This is a genomic window from Buttiauxella brennerae ATCC 51605 (assembly GCF_001654925.1).
GTDB lineage: Bacteria > Pseudomonadota > Gammaproteobacteria > Enterobacterales > Enterobacteriaceae > Buttiauxella > Buttiauxella brennerae.
Window position 1 is genome coordinate 185,188 of record NZ_LXER01000022.1, and the last position, 17,191, is coordinate 202,378.

Consider the following 17,191-nt stretch of genomic DNA (forward strand, 5'->3'; position numbering starts at 1 on the left):
GGGAAAGCTCGGCGCAATGCGCTGTACAGAGCGTGATGTCAATGGCTGTCTTTTGCCTGAAACGCCGCATTCTACACTACAACGAGAAAGCGGGGAAACAGGTCATCATGCAAGCTTAGCTGAGCGATGAAAAGCCGAGGGGAAAGTGTGTCAAACGGATAGCAGACAGCAGAGAATTCACTGGCTATCCGCAGAAGACGTGGTTTCAACTCTAAACGCATCTGGTGGCAAAGCAACGCTGAGTATAACGGGTTGCCAGGTTTCGCGGCGACTGAGTTTTAAAGAGAAACCTCGTGCGATAAGAAAACCGCCGACGCCCCCTAACACAGCACCACAAATCGCCGCAAGGTTAGTCCCAAACAGCGCCTGGAAAAGGGCTGATACCAGAAATAAACCGACTAACGGTGACATATAAACCAGCAACGCTGAGCCGATCAGACTGCCTTCCGTAATACCCAACTCGACTTTTTGACCCACCACCAGCGGTGTATTGCAAGCAACCGATAAAGTGTGACTGGTCTGTGGACCGAGTTTATTGAGTATGCGACTGCCACAACCTGCGCGGGAAGCGCAGCTGTTGCAGGAGGTTTTTACGTCGCAGCTAAGTTGCGCTTCACCATTTTGCCAGGAGACAACGGTCGCCCATTCTTTGATCATTGCCCTGCCCTGAATTTAATACTGTCAGCAATACGTTTTGCCGTTTGTGGCGGCAATTCGCCAACAATAGTGATTTCTGTTTTATCACGAACTTCAGAGCTAACAGTGCGGCGACCGGTACGCAGTAGCTGATCGGTGCTATTAGCAGCAGCCCGGCTAATATTGACCGAGAAGCTAAACAAACCGTCGGAATAGAGGCGCGATTCAATCGGCACATCAACGGTCGGCAATGGACGGCGGCTGCTGGAAACTTCGCTGAAACCTTGTGGCAACCAAGTTGGCGTCCACGTAAAGTTAATTTTCTCAGCACCAGGCACTGACAGCAACGGAGGTAAATTCGCCTTTGCCAGACTCTGCATCATGCCATTTGCTTCATTGCTGACGTTGAAGGAGATCACGCGGAACTGTTCCAGCGTCTCACCATCACGGTCGAGCAAATCGACACGCATTGGCAACTTGGTTTCTGAGTCCATCCATACCATATAGCTGTAACGCGTACCATCTCGCGCAACAACACGAATCACTTCGCACAGGCGATCAGCAATACGCGTCCGCCCGACTGAAATGAAGTCGTAATACGGTGTCAGGCGTTTGAAATCGGTATAGACGATTGATGGGAGCGAATCAACGATGTAGTCCCCGGTGAGCGTAAACGGCTCAAGTCCCGGTTCAAAATAGCTGATTTCACTGCCACGCTGAACAACTTCCCGGCGCGGACCATCCATCTGGAGCAATTGAGCAAGTGGACGATTATCAAGCCTTGCATGACGATAGCGTAAAGACTCTATCCCCTGCTTGTTGATGCTGATAAATGCCAACTCATAATTGAGTGACTGACTCGCCTGGTTCATCTGCTGCAACAATGCCCCGGACGAAACAGTGTCCGCCGAGGCATTTGAGGTGAACAACAGGCTGCTTGTCATAAGAGACAGGGCACACCAAAGTTGCTTCATTACTGCGATTGAGTTCCTAAAGTTTGGTTTCCTGGCACTTGAACCGCAGCTTGCTGGGTTTGTGCCTGTTCAAACTGGAGTTGCTCGGCGTGTAAACGACGCTGCAATTCGTAATCTTGCAACATAGCATTGATACGTCGACGCTGTTCCTGTACCTGCTGCTGACCTGTGCTAGCTGTACTATCAGACGGCACACCCAAACTTACTGGACTCGCTTTACCCATCATCGGCAAGGTGTTAAACACCGGAGCCTCGGGTTGAGCAGGATTGTCAGATTGGCCATTATAGTGCTGCACACCAACAATTACTGCAAGCGATACGCATGCTGCAACACCCACTTGGGTGAGTTGGCTAGCCCACGGACGCACCTTGTTCCAGAACGACATTTTCTGCCATTGCTGAGGTTCAGGTTGCTGTTCAGTAATCAGTGGCGTGACTTGACGCACAGGTTCATCTGCAATTGCGGCCATGACGTTGGCTGCAATATCAAAATGAAGTAATTCACTGGTATCGCCGCGCATCGTATCGCGGATTAGGTGGTAGCTCTCCCAGCTTTGCTGCAATGATTTGTCTTGTGATAAGACGCTCAGCAGCTCGCTATCCAGAGTTTCCCCATCCATTAAAGCGGAAAGCTGTTCTTTCTGCATGCCTAATACCCTTCCAGTAACCCGCTATCGTCAACGCCTGATAAGCGGTTGAACTTTATTATCAATAGCTTCCCGTGCACGGAAAATACGAGAACGTACAGTCCCTACAGGGCAATCCATGATGGCGGCTATTTCTTCATAGCTCAAACCATCCAACTCCCGCAACGTAATTGCCATACGTAAATCTTCCGGGAGTGACTCAATAGTACGGAAAACTATTTGTCTCAGTTCTTCAGACAACATTAAGTTCTCAGGGTTCGAAATTTCTTTTAATGCACTGCCACTTTCGTAGTTTTCCGCATCAATTGCATCCACATCGCTAGATGGAGGACGGCGACCCTGGGCAACCAGATAATTTTTTGCTGTATTGACCGCTATGCGGTACAGCCATGTATAAAACGCGCTATCACCACGGAATGAATCCATTGCGCGATAAGCTTTAATGAAAGACTCCTGCACAACATCAGGGACGTCCCCTGAAGGCACATAGCGGGAAACCAGACTCGCCACTTTATGCTGATAGCGAACCACCAGTAAATTGAATGACTTCTGATCTCCCTTCTGGACCCGTTCGACGAGGACCTGATCCGTTAACTGCTCGCTCATCCGAGGTAATGTCTCCCCAAACCTATTTCCACGCGTAATTGAAAAGCCACCCGAACTCTGCATATATGAGCAAGTTCACGGTTGGAACGCTCGATTTGAGCAAAGTTCCCTTACGCCTTTGTTTTCCTGATCTGTTTCACGAATTATCTCTTCTTGATTATAAGTTTCGTGGCACAAACCGTGACACCTTTTTTATCCTAAAAGGCGATCGCTAAACTGCATGCAGAGTATCGCATGAATCATGATTTTTCATCAGAAAATCTGCCCTCAAGGGTGACCAAACCCTAAATATGGTTTATTTACGCAAACAATTCAGATGAAACTGAGATCTCCTCCATCTTGTTTAGTTCATATAACGCTGGTTCAAAAAAAGCGTGTTAGAGCCCACATCGGGTGATATGCTGGCCCAACCTTTGTTTAGTAAATTAAACACGATGAACGCAAATTCCGAACTAGCTTGTGATGTATTAATCGTCGGTAGCGGAGCTGCTGGCCTCTCTCTTGCTTTACGGCTTGCCGAAAACAGCAAAGTTATTGTTCTGAGTAAGGGCCCAATCAATGAAGGCTCAACATTCTATGCTCAGGGCGGTATTGCCGCCGTGTTTGATGAAACGGACAGCATCGATTCACATGTTGAAGATACGCTTATTGCCGGAGCCGGTATTTGTGACCGGGATGCGGTAGAGTTTGTCGCCAGCAATGCGCGCCATTGCGTGCAGTGGTTAATCGACCAGGGCGTATTGTTTGATACCGAAATTCAGGCAAATGGTGCGGAAAGTTATCATTTGACCCGCGAAGGTGGACACAGCCATCGCCGAATTCTCCACGCCGCTGATGCAACGGGTAAAGAAGTTGAAACCACACTCGTCGGCAAGGCACTGAGCCACCCTAATATTCGCGTCATTGAACGCAGCAATGCAGTCGATCTTATTGTCTCGGACAAAATCGGCCTGCCGGGCACGCGTCGCGTTGTCGGTGCCTGGATTTGGAACCGCAACCGCGAAAAAGTAGAAACCTGCCGTGCAAAAGCGGTCGTTTTAGCCACCGGTGGCGCATCAAAGGTTTATCAGTACACCACAAACCCGGACATCTCTTCAGGCGACGGTATTGCCATGGCCTGGCGTGCGGGTTGCCGTGTCGCCAACCTGGAATTTAATCAGTTCCACCCTACCGCTCTCTTCCATCCGCAAGCGCGCAATTTCCTGCTGACCGAAGCATTGCGCGGTGAAGGAGCCTATCTCAAGCGCCCGGACGGCTCGCGCTTTATGCCTGATTTTGACGAGCGTGGTGAACTGGCGCCGCGAGATATCGTGGCACGCGCCATCGATCATGAAATGAAACGCCTGGGTGCAGATTGCATGTACCTGGATATCAGCCACAAACCGGAAGAGTTTGTACGCCATCATTTCCCGACTATCTATGAAAAACTGATGGGACTGGGTATCGATATAACCAAAGAACCGGTGCCTGTCGTTCCTGCTGCGCACTACACCTGCGGTGGCGTAATGGTCGATGAGAATGGGCGTACTGATGTTGACGGGCTTTATGCTATCGGCGAAGTGACTTATACCGGCCTGCATGGCGCAAACCGTATGGCATCAAATTCACTGCTCGAATGCCTGGTTTATGGTTGGTCAGCGGCAGAGGATATTATCAAGCGTATGCCATACGCCCGCATTTCCAGGTCATTACCCGACTGGGATGATAGCCGCGTCGATAACCCAGATGAGCAGGTTGTTATTCAGCATAACTGGCATGAGCTGCGTTTATTTATGTGGGATTACGTCGGTATTGTGCGATCGACGCGCCGCCTGGAACGCGCATTGCGCCGTATCACCATGTTGCAGCAAGAAATCGACGAGTACTACGCCAACTTCCGTGTCTCGAACAATTTGCTGGAACTGCGCAACCTGGTGCAGGTTGCAGAGTTGATTGTGCGCTGCGCCATGATGCGGAAAGAAAGCCGGGGTCTGCACTACACGCTGGACTACCCGGATTTGGCCGAAAACTCCGGGCCAAGCATTCTCTCGCCACTCTACATAAATAAGTAGAAATCCTGGGTCAGGCTGCAGTAGCCTTCTGAATACTGCTGGTCTGGCCCGCGAATCGTTAATCGATCGGTATAATATTCACCGTCTGTCGGTGACAGCGCCAGCATGACACGATGCGGCAAGCGCGTTTCGTTATCAGCAACGTCGGTACGATAACGAACATGCCATCCCTGCTTTTTAGCCAGTTCAGTAAACGCCGTTCCCGCCGTTTCAGGCATGATTACACAGAAAAAACCGTCTTCCGTAATTAACTGCGTTGCGCTGTTTAACAACGCGCTATGATCCAATGTCGTGGTGTAGCGCGCCTGTGCACGTTCTGCCGATGCACAATTGCTGCCCTGCTCAAAGAATGGCGGATTACTGACAATCAGCGAATACCGCTGTGTCGCCTGCTCAGCCCATTCGCGGATATCTGCACAATGCACTGTTATGCGCGGGGCCCACTGGCAACCTTTGGCATTTTCCGCAGCTTGCTCAGCGGCAACGGGATCAAGTTCCACAGCATCGATCGTGACATTATCCGGAGTGCGTTGCGCAAGCATCAGCGCCAGCAAACCACTACCTGTGCCGATATCCAATACGCTAGTCACGTTTGCCACAGGCACCCAGGCGCCAAGCAATGTGCCATCTGTACCAACTTTCATTGCGCATCGATCGTGCGCGACAAAGAACTGTTTAAAGGTGAATCCATCACGACGCAATACTGCTTTTTGACTGCACATCTTAGCTACCCTATAGAGAAACGGGTGTAGCATAGGGGAAACTCGCTGCCAGGAAAAGCGTCAGTTACCCACACAAACAGATGAAGATCGCAGCCATAACGTCTATAATCGGCGCCCTACATAGAGGAAGACCATGACTGTAACCACTTTTTCCGAACTGGAACTTGACGAGAGTTTGTTACTCGCGCTCCAGGACAAGGGCTTTACCCGCCCGACAGCTATTCAGGCTGCCGCCATTCCACCTGCACTTGAAGGGCGTGATGTCCTCGGTTCCGCGCCAACCGGTACCGGTAAAACAGCCGCTTATTTGCTGCCTGTGTTACAGCATTTGGTCGATTTCCCGCGTAAGAAATCTGGCCCACCACGTATTTTGATCGTCACGCCAACGCGTGAACTGGCAATGCAAGTGGCCGATCACGCTCGTGAACTGGCAAAACATACACATCTTGATATCGCAACCATCACCGGTGGCGTGGCTTATATGAACCACGCGGAAGTGTTCAGCGAAAATCAGGATATTGTTGTTGCAACGACGGGTCGTCTGCTGCAATACATCAAAGAAGAAAACTTTGATTGCCGTGCGGTAGAGACACTGATTCTTGATGAAGCCGATCGCATGTTGGATCTGGGCTTTGCGCAGGATATCGAAACCATTGCTGCTGAAACACGCTGGCGCAAACAAACCATGTTGTTCTCCGCAACGCTTGAAGGCGACGCGATCAAGAACTTCGCAGAGCGTTTGTTAGAAGATCCGGTAGAAGTTTCTGCAACCTCCTCAACTCGCGAGCGCAAGAAAATCCACCAGTGGTACTACCGCGCAGACAACGTTGAGCATAAAACGGCAATGCTGGTGCATTTGCTTAAGCAACCAGACACTACACGTTCAATCGTGTTTGTCCGTAAACGCGACCGTGTGCATGAACTGGTTGCGTGGCTTCGTGAAGCGGGTATTAACACCTGCTACCTCGAAGGCGAAATGGTGCAGATGAAGCGTACCGAAGCTATCAAGCGTTTGACTGATGGCCGTGTGAGCGTGTTGATTGCGACCGATGTTGCCGCTCGTGGTATCGATATTCCAGAAGTGAGCCACGTGTTCAACTTCGATATGCCGCGTACTGCTGACACTTACCTGCACCGTATCGGGCGTACAGGCCGTGCTGGCCTCAAAGGTATCGCTATTTCCCTGGTTGAAGCGCATGACCATTTGCTGCTTGGCAAAGTTACGCGTTACATGAAAGAACCAATGAAAGCGCGCATTATCGAAGAGCTGCGCCCAACGACCCGCGCACCAAGTGAGAAACTCACTGGTAAGCCGTCGAAGAAAGTGCTCGCTAAGCGCGAAGAGAAGAAGAAAGACGATAAAGAAAAACCGCGTGTGAAAGTTCGTCTGCGCGATAAAAAGAATGTCGGGAAGCGCCGTAAACCAAGCAGTGCGAAAACCGATTCAGCTGAATAAATCGTCAGCGATCATAAATACCGTCTCCATGGAGGCGGTTTTTTTACGTTCTAAGTTAGCATTTTAACCGTTTCATAACAGTTACTGACTCAAAGCCATAAAAAAGCCGGTGCAATGAGCACCGGCTTTTTAAATCTTAAATACTGTATACCCGAAATAATTCGAGATGCAGGATATTAGAGGCTTGCAGTAAAAGTACGTGCAATAACATCACGCTGCTGTTCTGCAGTCAGTGAGTTGAAACGTACTGCATAGCCAGACACACGAATGGTCAGCTGCGGGTATTTTTCTGGGTGCTTAACTGCATCTTCCAGAGTCTCACGGCGCAGAACGTTCACGTTCAGGTGCTGACCACCTTCTACACGAACTTCAGGTTTTGCTTCAACTGGGATTTCGCGATATTCGATTTCACCCAATTTGCTCACTTCTACAACTTCGTCTTCTGCAAAACCAGCTTTAGCACAAACACAACGCGCTTCGCCTTTCTCGCTGTCCAGCAGCCAGATAGAGTTCAGGAGTGAATCATTTGCAGCTTTAGTAATTTGGATACCAGTAATCATTTTATTTCTCCCTAAGGGCTAATTTTGTGATTCTATTTCGGGCCATAAACTGGCTCATTGGTAAAACCATTGTTGCGTTACTGATCTTTATACTAGCCAAATCAGCTTCAAACTTTGATTTAAATCAATTAAATCCATGCCTTCTATGTGCCTATGATATCATTTATTTGTTTTACATCAACTTAGCTAAGCTGGTGAAAATTAAAAATTATGTAAATTTTCAAATTTTTTTAGGTTTCACGCTTATCCGCCATTCATCCATTTTGCTTAGAAGAAAGAAGTGGTTAAGCTAGTGGCATTCCGAATCGCAGGAGAGCGAGATGACAACCCCCCTCACATGGCACGATGTGCTGGCGCAAGAAAAGCAGCAGACCTATTTCACAAACATACTGGCGACAGTTGCTGAACGGCGTGCTGCTGGAGTCACGGTTTATCCTCCGCAGAAAGATGTGTTCAACGCTTTCAGGTTTACTGAGCTGGGTGATGTGAAAGTCGTGATCCTTGGTCAAGACCCTTACCATGGGCCAGGACAGGCGCATGGGCTAGCGTTTTCTGTGCTCCCCGGCGTTGCAGTGCCGCCATCATTAGCCAACATGTATAAAGAGCTACAGACCGATATTGCTGATTTTACGCGGCCAAACCACGGCTATCTGGAAAGCTGGGCGCGCCAGGGCGTATTATTGCTCAATACCGTACTGACTGTTGAAGCAGGCAATGCGCATTCGCATGCGAAATTAGGTTGGGAGACGTTCACGGATACAGTGATAGCGCTTATCAACGAACACTGTGAAGGTGTGGTCTTTTTGCTATGGGGTTCGCACGCGCAGAAGAAAGGTAGCTTTATCGATCGCAATCGCCACCATGTTTTACAAGCTCCCCATCCTTCGCCTTTATCAGCACATCGTGGGTTTATGGGCTGCGGTCACTTCTCTAAAACTAATGAGTATCTGACTGAGCGCAACCAGCCAGCGATTAACTGGACGCCTGTATTGCCAGATTAAAGAGACAAAAAAGCCAGCTTTCGCTGGCTTTTTAAAGCAATCATTAACAGAGCATCACGCTTTGTTTTGACGCCACCATTCAGAGAGCAACACACCAGTTGCTACTGATACGTTCAGGCTTTCAACATTACCAGTACCGGTAATCGCCACACTCATATCAGCATTTTCGAAGGTTGCATCGGAAACGCCTTCGCGTTCCTGACCTAACACCAGAACCATTTTCTTCGGCAACTCAGCTTTGAAAAGCGGAGTTCCTTTGTGGCTTGATGTTGTGACAATCGCATAACCGGCTTTACGGAATTGCTCCAGACCGTTTTCGAAAGTCTCGCCACTGATGGCTTCAACATGCTCCGCACCGCCTTCAGCAGTACGAACAGCAGCACCAGACTCCAGCATTGCTGCATCTTCCACCAACAAACCTTTCACACCGAAGTGTGCGCAGCTGCGCATAATGCCGCCGAGGTTGTGCGGGTTAGCCACGTTTTCCAGCGCCAGCACACAATCTTCTTCACCAGCTTTAGAAAGCCAGCTATCAACTGTGATACCACGACGCTTTTTAATGATGAAGCAAACGCCACCGTGGTGCTCAGTACCTGATGCTTTCACTAACTCAGCATCATCTACCACATGGTAGGCTTTACGGTTTGCTGCCATCCAACGTAATGCTTCTTTGAAACGCGGAGTCACGCTCTGGACAAACCAGGCGCGTACGATGCAATCAGGGCGGCTCAAGAACAGCGCCTGGCAAGCATTTTCACCGTAAACACGAGTTTCTTCCGCACGTTGGCGGCGAATCACTTCAGGGTCAACAATTGGTCTGCCATTGGCACCCATTTGTTCGCCTGCTTCAACTACTTCTTCTCTTGGCGGTCGTGAAACCGTACGCCACGGGTTATCACCGCGATCGTCACGATCATCACTACGATTCCGATCACGCCCGGCGCCAGGCTTATCATCGCGACGTGGACCACGACGGCCCTCACCACGTGACGGTGCCGCCGGACGCCCACCACCTTTACCTGTGCGCGGGTTTTGGCTGCGTTTTTCGCTGTCATCGTCACCGCGGACATACATCACTTTGACCTTGCCGCTTTTACCTTTAAATTCGTCGTTCATTCTTCTCTCCACCTGGCTGAGCGCGTGGCGCGCAGATTACCCGATGTGGCACGGCTTAGCCATTAACTTTGGTCGAAAGCCAATAACTATTATATCCATCGAATAAATCACTTGGCTGGTACTCTATTAATCGCCGATAATATTTAACATATAAGAAACATTACTGACGAGTTGACTGTTTTCAGACAACGTATCCTTTAGAGGTTAGCTATGAATACCGTTTGTGCCGCCTGCCAGGCGATTAATCGCATCCCCGATGAGCGTATTGATGACGGTGCGAAATGTGGCCGTTGTGGCCATGAGCTATTTGATGGTGAAGTGATTAATGCCACCAGCGAAACGCTGGATAAACTGCTGCAAGATGATTTACCGGTAGTCGTGGATTTCTGGGCACCGTGGTGTGGGCCATGCGTGAACTTCGCGCCAATTTTTGAAGATGTTGCGGAAGAACGTAGCGGCAAAGTGCGTTTTGTAAAAGTGAATACAGAAGCAGAGCCGGCACTTAGCGCACGTTTCCGTATCCGCAGTATTCCAACCATTATGGTGTTCAAAAAAGGTGAAATGGTCGACATGCTAAACGGTGCGATGCCTAAAGCACCGTTTGATAGCTGGTTGAACGAAAACATCTAACTTCACGGGCACGTTTATTGTGCCCGGATACCTCATCTACGTTAGAATGGCGTTTTTAAGCTTGTTTATCTGATGACTGAAAACGCCGTCTTACGTCTTCGTGCCGAACGCCTGGCGCGTGCAACCCGCCCTTTCCTTGCTCGTGGTAACCGCATCCGCCGTTGTCAGCGTTGCTTGCTGCCGCTTAAACAATGCCTGTGCGAAACACTACAGCCACAAAATGCACGTAGCCGCTTCTGCCTGGTGATGTTCGACACCGAACCGATGAAGCCAAGCAACACCGGGCGACTCATTGCAGATATTTTGCCGGATACCGAAGCTTTTCAGTGGTCGCGAACCGAACCACCGCAGGCTCTGCTCGATTTAGTCAGCTCCCCGGATTACCAACCGATGGTTGTGTTCCCCGCTTCTTATGCAAGCGCCGGGCGCGAAGTGCTGACCGTGCCGCCCAAAAGTGGCAAACCACCGCTTTTCATCATGCTCGACGGCACATGGACTGAAGCGCGTAAAATGTTTCGCAAGAGTCCTTACCTGGACAATCTTCCGGTCATTTCAGTGGACTTGAGTATTGTCTCTGCTTATCGGCTCCGTGAAGCGCATGCTGACGGGCAATACTGCACCGCAGAAGTCGCAGCAGCCTTGCTCGCACTGGCCGGCGATGAACACGCAGCTGTTGGGCTGACCGAACATTTCACGCTATTTCGTGAGCGATATCTGGCAGGCAAACCCCATCATCAGTCCAGCATCACAGCAGCGGAACCAGAAAGCGTTTAAACTCACTGAGTTAATTCTCAGGGGAGAGAGCAATGAGTCAACGTGGGCTGGAGGCGCTACTGCGTCCCAAATCAATCGCTGTTGTCGGGGCTTCTGCGAAAACCGATCGCGCAGGCTACTTAATGATGCGCAATCTTCTGGCTGGAGGTTTTAATGGCCCGGTGATGCCTGTGACGCCCAGCCATAAAGCGGTTTGCGGCGTTCTTGCCTGGCCTGATATCGCAAGCCTCCCTTTTCCGCCCGATCTTGCCGTCATTTGCACTAACTCAAAACGTAATCTCGAACTGCTGCAAGCTCTGGGTGAAAAAGGCTGTAAAGCCTGCATCATTCTCTCTGCCCCACCTGAGCAACTCCCTGAATTATTAGCCTGCGCCACTCAATGGCAAATGCGTCTGCTGGGGCCAAACAGCCTCGGCTTGCTTGCGCCATGGCAAGGTCTGAATGCGAGTTTCTCACCCGTCCCAATTCAAAAAGGTAAACTGGCCTTTATTTCGCAATCAGCGGCGGTTTCGAACACTATTCTGGACTGGGCTCAGCAACGTGAAATGGGCTTCTCATGGTTTATCGCGCTCGGTGACAGTCTCGATATTGATGTTGATGAGCTACTGGATTACCTGGCTCGCGATACCAAAACCAGCGCCATTTTGCTTTACCTGGAACATTTGAGCGACGCTCGTCGCTTTGTTTCAGCGGCGCGAAGTGCTTCGCGTAACAAACCGATTCTGGTGATTAAAAGCGGCCGCAGTGCCAAAGCACAAGAACTGCTGAAAACCCATATCGGACTCGATGCCGCATGGGATGCCGCCATTCAACGTGCTGGTCTATTGCGCGTTCAGGACACTCATGAGCTGTTCTCAGCGGTAGAGACGCTAAGCCATATGAGGCCATTACGCGGTGAACGCTTAATGATTATCAGCAATGGTGCAGCTCCCGCCGCCCTGGCATTGGATGAGCTATGGCTGCGCAACGGCAAACTGGCGTCACTGAATGATGAAATACTCGATAAGCTCAGGAGCGCTTTGCCTGTCAGTGTTGAAAGTGGTAATCCGTTAGATTTACGCGACGATGCCACTCCAGAACGCTACCTGCACGCGGTTGAAACGCTGCTGGATAGCCAGGATTTTGATGCGTTAATGATTATTCATGCCCCAAGTGCTGCGGCGCCTGGAACTGTAAGCGCCACTGCGTTAATAGATTTAATACGCAAACATCCCCGTGGCAAATACATCACGTTAATAACCAACTGGTGTGGCGAGTTTTCCTCTCAGGAAGCCAGGCGATTGTTCAGTGACGCGGGTATCCCGACTTACCGCACACCTGAAGGTGCGGTCACCGCATTTATGCATATGGTGGAATATCGTCGAAATCAGAAGCAGCTGCGTGAAACGCCAGCGTTACCTGCCAATCTGAAAGCCAATGCCAGTGAAGCTCATGCTCTCCTGCAACAAGCACTGACCGAAGGAGCCACCTCTCTCGATACCCATGAAGTGCGACCTATTTTACAAGCGTACGGGCTAAACACGCTGCCAACCTGGATTGCCGGTGATAGCGCGGAAGCCGTGCATATTGCCGAACAGATTGGTTACCCGGTCGCCCTGAAATTACGCTCCCCTGATATTCCCCATAAATCTGAAGTTCAGGGTGTCATGCTGTACCTGAGAACCGCTACTGAGGTTCAACAAGCCGCTGATGCCATCATTGATCGTGTGAAAATGACCTGGCCACAGGCACGTATCCACGGGTTGTTGGTCCAAAGTATGGCTAACCGAGCGGGTGCACAGGAGCTGCGGATAGTGGTTGAGCATGATCCCGTCTTTGGCCCTCTGATTATGCTGGGCGAAGGCGGCGTCGAGTGGCGCCCCGATCAGCAGGCTGTGGTGGCCTTGCCGCCACTCAATATGAATCTTGCCCGTTATCTGGTTATTCAGGCGATCAAAAGCGGAAAAATACGTGGGCGCAGCGCATTACGCCCGTTAGATGTGCCCGGTATCAGCCAGGTACTGGTGCAGGTTTCAAACCTGATTGTGGATTGCCCGGAAATCCGCCGTCTGGATATTCATCCCCTTTTAGCCTCCGGTAATGAATTCACACTTCTGGACGTGACTTTGCAGCTCGGTAAATTTGACGGAGATGCAGAAACGCGATTGGCGATCCGCCCCTATCCGTACCAACTTGAAGAAAATGTGACTCTCAAGAACGGCGAGCAATGCCTGTTCCGCCCGATCCTTCCGGAAGATGAGCCCTTGCTTCAACAGTTTATTTCTCTGGTTACCAAAGAAGATCTCTACTATCGCTACTTCAGTGAGATCAACGAATTTACCCATGAAGATTTAGCCAATATGACCCAGATCGACTACGATCGAGAAATGGCTTTCGTCGCAGTGCGCCAACAAAATGGCGAGAGTGAGATAATCGGCGTCACACGCGCGATCTCTGATCCCGATAATATTGATGCGGAATTTGCCGTGCTGGTTCGTTCTGACCTGAAGGGTTTGGGATTGGGGCGCCGATTACTGGAAAAACTGATTGCCTATACCAGCGATCATGGGCTGCAAAGATTAAATGGCATTACGATGCCGAACAATCGTGGCATGGTCACTTTGGCCAGAAAACTCGGATTTGATGTCGATATACAACTGGAAGATGGCATCGTAAGTCTGGCTCTTCCATTGATAAAAAGCATAGATTCGTGAGTAAGGTACTGGAAAACTTACTCACTTTGCGGGTCAGTAGTGGTATTATCAGCAGGTTCTGACGTCTGGATTTTGCAGAAGGCCATCCAATGAATAGAGAAGATACGCACTGTGATGTTGTCTAAATTTAAACGTAATAAACATCAACAACACCTTGCCCAATTGCCGAAGCTTTCTCAGTCAGTTGATGATGTAAAGACCCTTTTCTCCCCAGCGGATTTCCGTGAAGTTCTGCTGCAAAAAATTGCGAGCGCAACTCGCCACATCTGTATTGTCGCATTGTATCTTGAACAAGATGATGCTGGTAAAGCCGTGTTAACCGCACTCTACCAGGCAAAACAGCAACGCCCGGAAATTGAAGTGACTGTTCTGGTGGACTGGCATCGCGCGCAGCGAGGCCGTATCGGAGCCGCCGCGACCAATACCAATGCTGACTGGTATCATCGTATGACAGAGGAGTATCCCGGCGTAGATATTCCAGTGTACGGCGTGCCAGTGAACACGCGCGAAGCATTAGGCGTTCTGCATTTCAAAGGTTTTATTGTTGATGATTGCGTGATTTACAGCGGTGCCAGTGTGAATGACGTCTATCTGCATCAGCATGATAAATATCGTTATGACCGCTATCAGGTCATCTGTAACCCGCAGCTTTCCGACATCATGTATAACTGGATGCAAGAAAATCTGGTACATGGTCGTGCGGTACATCGCCTGGATAAACTACACAGGCCAAAAAGCCCAGAGATCAAAAATGATATTCGTTTGTTCCGCCAGGAACTGCGAGATGCTAGTTTTCATTTCCAGGGTAATGCCGATAACGAACAGCTTGCCGTTACGCCGTTAGTCGGGCTGGGTAAAGCTAGCCTGCTCAATAAAACCATCTATCATTTAATGCCGTGTACCGAGCAGAAACTCGTTATCTGTACGCCTTATTTCAACCTTCCTGCGGTGCTGGTGCGTAATATTATTACACTCTTACGCGAAGGGAAGCAGGTCGAGATTATTGTCGGTGATAAAACTGCGAATGATTTTTATATTCCGGAAGATCAACCGTTTAAAATTATCGGTGCCTTACCTTATCTCTATGAAATAAACCTTCGTCGTTTTCTGAGCCGTCTGCAATATTACGTTAACAGCGGACAGTTGATCGTGAGACTGTGGAAAGATGCTGATAACAGCTATCACCTCAAAGGCATGTGGGTCGATGAAGAGTGGATGCTGCTGACCGGTAATAACCTCAACCCGCGAGCGTGGAGACTGGATCTGGAGAATGCGATTCTTATTCACGATCCAAAACAGGAACTGACGGCGCAGCGTGACCATGAATTAGATTTGATTCGGACTCACACCACGGTCGTTCAGCATTATCGTGATTTGCAGAGCATCGCGGAATATCCGGTTAAAGTGCGCAAGCTTATTCGCCGCTTACGCCGTATCCGTATAGACCGTTTGATAAGTCGTATTCTGTAATTCATCGCTATACTGAAAAGCCCTGCTTGCAGGGTTTTTTTGTAGCCAGAGGATCATGAATGCTGCGTTTTTTACTCCCCTCAATATTCCTACTTAGCGGTTGCAGCCATATGGCACAAGACCAATGGCATGGTCAGGATAAAGCACAGCACTTTATCGCATCGGCTATTTTATCCGCAGCAGGGAACGAATATGGCCAGCATCAGGGCTGGAGTGACTCCCGTAGTGCGAATTTTGGTTTCTTATTTTCGGTAAGTCTTGGGGCCACGAAAGAATTATGGGATAGCCGCCCGGCTGGAAGTGGATGGAGCTGGAAAGATTTCACATGGGATGTAGCCGGTGCAGTCACCGGCTATGCAATATGGCAATTCGCTAAATATTAGAGTTTGATGCCCTTCCCTTTGCGGTGTAGCAATAGCGATACCAGGAACGCCAGCGCCCCCATTCCTGAGACATACCAGAAAAATGCAGTCTCCATTCCGATGGATTTAAGTGAGAGTGCAACATATTCAGCCGACCCGCCAAACAAGGCATTTGCAACCGCATACGAAAGACCAACACCCAATGCACGTACCTCAGGTGGGAACATCTCGGCTTTCAAAATACCACTGATTGAAGTGTAAAAACTGACGATCAGCATCGCGAGAATGACCAGACCGAATGCGGCATAAGGTGAGCTAACACTTTGTAAAGCAGTCAGAATTGGTACTGTCATCACCGTTGCCAGGCCACCAAAGCAAAGCATCGAATTTCGACGACCTATTTTGTCGGATAACGCACCAAAGAAGGGTTGCACCAACATAAAGATAAACAATGCGAAGGTCATTAATGCGCTGGCTGTGTTGGCATGCATACCTGCAGTATTTACCAGGTACTTCTGCATGTAAGTTGTGAAGGTATAGAAGCTTAGCGATCCACCGGCTGTGAACCCGAGTACCATAATAAAGGCTCTGCGGTTTTTCCAAAGCCCACCCAGAGTCCCTGCATCTTTGTGTTCCCGAGTCGCTTTATCTGAAGTTTCATCTAATGAACGGCGTAAATAGAGAGCGACAACAGCAAGTACTGCGCCCAGTGCGAAAGGTATCCTCCACCCCCATTCACGCAACTCTCCGTCACTGAGAGCTTGTTGAAGTACAACCACAACGAGTAGCGCTAAAAGCTGCCCACCAATGAGTGTTACGTATTGAAACGACGCATAAAAACCTTTCCGCCCTTCTACTGCAACTTCACTCATATAAGTTGCACTCGTACCGTATTCCCCTCCAACAGATAGCCCCTGAAATAAACGAGCCAGCAACAAAAGTGCCGGTGCCCAAGTGCCAATCGAGGAATAACCGGGCAAACAGGCGATTACCAGAGATCCAAAACACATCATGCAAACAGAGATGAGCATCGAGTTTTTACGCCCGTGCTTGTCGGCAATATAACCAAACAGCCAACCACCAATCGGGCGCATTAAAAAACCTGCGGCAAATACCCCGGCAGTTTGTAGAAGTTGTGTTGTGCTATTGCCCGAAGGGAAGAAGATATGTGCAAAGTAGAGTGAACAGAATGAGTAGACATAGAAATCAAACCATTCAACCAGATTCCCCGATGAGGCTCCCACAATTGCCCAAATACGACGACGTGTATCTGAACCTGTCAGCGTTCCGCTGTCCTGATGTGTTGTTGCTGTTTCAGTCATTTTTTAATCCCCTGTCTTCCTGAATAAGCGTAAAGCCCAAAGATCCAGTAAAGCAGGTGATTATTTAGATGCTATTCAGAGTTGTCTGTTTCGAGGTAGTTACGTCAAGAATTGTGAGCAAGCTAATCTTTTTATCTGCAAGTCGGTGAATTTTCATAAATTGCATAAAAC

At 49.5% G+C, this 17,191-nt stretch carries 17 protein-coding genes; 8 read left to right on the forward strand and 9 right to left on the reverse strand.

Translation table 11 applies throughout. From position 1 onward, the window contains the following. Window positions 1-177 precede the first annotated feature (177 nt). Genes rseC through M975_RS23595 form a run of 5 tightly spaced genes read right to left on the reverse strand, consistent with a single transcriptional unit; the run spans window position 178 to window position 2,942 of the window. Window positions 178-657, reverse strand: coding sequence for a SoxR-reducing system protein RseC (rseC, locus tag M975_RS13980; RefSeq protein WP_064560364.1), 480 nt, complete (start codon window positions 655-657; stop codon window positions 178-180). Further along, window positions 654-1,610 carry a sigma-E factor regulatory protein RseB gene (rseB, locus tag M975_RS13985; protein ID WP_064560366.1) on the reverse strand — a complete coding sequence of 319 codons (957 nt, stop codon included), beginning with the start codon at window positions 1,608-1,610 and terminating at the stop codon, window positions 654-656. Before rseB ends, rseC begins: the two co-directional genes overlap by 4 nt. Continuing rightward, entirely contained in the window at window positions 1,610-2,257 is a 648-nt protein-coding gene (gene rseA / locus M975_RS13990; protein WP_064560368.1) for an anti-sigma-E factor RseA, read from the reverse strand. Before rseA ends, rseB begins: the two co-directional genes overlap by 1 nt. Window positions 2,258-2,287: 30 nt before the next feature. Beyond that, on the reverse strand, window positions 2,288-2,863 hold the full coding sequence (rpoE, locus tag M975_RS13995) for an RNA polymerase sigma factor RpoE (RefSeq protein WP_064560370.1): 576 nt from the start codon (window positions 2,861-2,863) through the stop codon (window positions 2,288-2,290). A gap of 22 nt (window positions 2,864-2,885) precedes the next feature. Next, complete coding sequence (locus tag M975_RS23595) at window positions 2,886-2,942, reverse strand: hypothetical protein (RefSeq protein WP_370090880.1); 57 nt, start codon at window positions 2,940-2,942, stop codon at window positions 2,886-2,888. Between the two features lie 355 nt (window positions 2,943-3,297). On the opposite strand from M975_RS23595, the gene nadB reads away from it, so the two are divergent. After that, window positions 3,298-4,914 (forward strand): L-aspartate oxidase, encoded by a 1,617-nt coding sequence (nadB, locus tag M975_RS14000; protein ID WP_064560399.1) that lies wholly within the window; start codon window positions 3,298-3,300, stop codon window positions 4,912-4,914. Here the strand turns inward: nadB and trmN are convergent. After that, entirely contained in the window at window positions 4,899-5,636 is a 738-nt protein-coding gene (trmN, locus tag M975_RS14005; protein WP_064560373.1) for a tRNA(1)(Val) (adenine(37)-N(6))-methyltransferase TrmN, read from the reverse strand. The two genes, nadB and trmN, sit on opposite strands and share 16 nt — an antisense overlap. Before the next feature lie 133 nt (window positions 5,637-5,769). Between trmN and srmB the strand changes: the two genes are divergently transcribed. Continuing rightward, window positions 5,770-7,092 carry an ATP-dependent RNA helicase SrmB gene (gene srmB, locus M975_RS14010; protein ID WP_064513137.1) on the forward strand — a complete coding sequence of 441 codons (1,323 nt, stop codon included), beginning with the start codon at window positions 5,770-5,772 and terminating at the stop codon, window positions 7,090-7,092. Between the two features lie 176 nt (window positions 7,093-7,268). Here the strand turns inward: srmB and grcA are convergent, their stop codons facing one another. After that, complete coding sequence (gene grcA / locus M975_RS14015) at window positions 7,269-7,652, reverse strand: autonomous glycyl radical cofactor GrcA (RefSeq protein ID WP_064513139.1); 384 nt, start codon at window positions 7,650-7,652, stop codon at window positions 7,269-7,271. A 320-nt stretch (window positions 7,653-7,972) separates the two neighbouring features. On the opposite strand from grcA, the gene ung reads away from it, so the two are divergent. Beyond that, window positions 7,973-8,653 carry a uracil-DNA glycosylase gene (ung, locus tag M975_RS14020; RefSeq protein WP_064560375.1) on the forward strand — a complete coding sequence of 227 codons (681 nt, stop codon included), beginning with the start codon at window positions 7,973-7,975 and terminating at the stop codon, window positions 8,651-8,653. A 54-nt stretch (window positions 8,654-8,707) separates the two neighbouring features. Here the strand turns inward: ung and M975_RS14025 are convergent, their stop codons facing one another. Then, on the reverse strand, window positions 8,708-9,769 hold the full coding sequence (locus tag M975_RS14025; RefSeq protein ID WP_064560377.1) for a tRNA/rRNA methyltransferase: 1,062 nt from the start codon (window positions 9,767-9,769) through the stop codon (window positions 8,708-8,710). A 210-nt stretch (window positions 9,770-9,979) separates the two neighbouring features. Here M975_RS14025 and trxC point away from each other — a divergent pair, with 210 nt between their 5' ends. The 5 genes from trxC (at window position 9,980) to M975_RS14050 (ending at window position 15,719) form a co-directional block, all read left to right on the forward strand. Beyond that, window positions 9,980-10,399 carry a thioredoxin TrxC gene (gene trxC, locus M975_RS14030; RefSeq protein ID WP_034461817.1) on the forward strand — a complete coding sequence of 140 codons (420 nt, stop codon included), beginning with the start codon at window positions 9,980-9,982 and terminating at the stop codon, window positions 10,397-10,399. A 72-nt stretch (window positions 10,400-10,471) separates the two neighbouring features. Beyond that, window positions 10,472-11,173, forward strand: a complete 702-nt coding sequence (locus M975_RS14035) for a tRNA-uridine aminocarboxypropyltransferase (protein WP_064560378.1) — start codon at window positions 10,472-10,474, stop codon at window positions 11,171-11,173. A 32-nt stretch (window positions 11,174-11,205) separates the two neighbouring features. After that, window positions 11,206-13,866, forward strand: a complete 2,661-nt coding sequence (locus tag M975_RS14040) for a bifunctional acetate--CoA ligase family protein/GNAT family N-acetyltransferase (protein ID WP_064560380.1) — start codon at window positions 11,206-11,208, stop codon at window positions 13,864-13,866. A gap of 114 nt (window positions 13,867-13,980) precedes the next feature. Further along, complete coding sequence (gene pssA / locus M975_RS14045; RefSeq protein WP_064560382.1) at window positions 13,981-15,336, forward strand: CDP-diacylglycerol--serine O-phosphatidyltransferase; 1,356 nt, start codon at window positions 13,981-13,983, stop codon at window positions 15,334-15,336. 59 nt (window positions 15,337-15,395) lie between these two features. Continuing rightward, window positions 15,396-15,719 (forward strand): YfiM family lipoprotein, encoded by a 324-nt coding sequence (locus M975_RS14050; RefSeq protein ID WP_064560384.1) that lies wholly within the window; start codon window positions 15,396-15,398, stop codon window positions 15,717-15,719. Here the strand turns inward: M975_RS14050 and M975_RS14055 are convergent. Beyond that, complete coding sequence (locus tag M975_RS14055; RefSeq protein ID WP_064560386.1) at window positions 15,716-17,020, reverse strand: MFS transporter; 1,305 nt, start codon at window positions 17,018-17,020, stop codon at window positions 15,716-15,718. The two genes, M975_RS14050 and M975_RS14055, sit on opposite strands and share 4 nt — an antisense overlap. Between the last annotated feature and the right edge of the window lie 171 nt (window positions 17,021-17,191).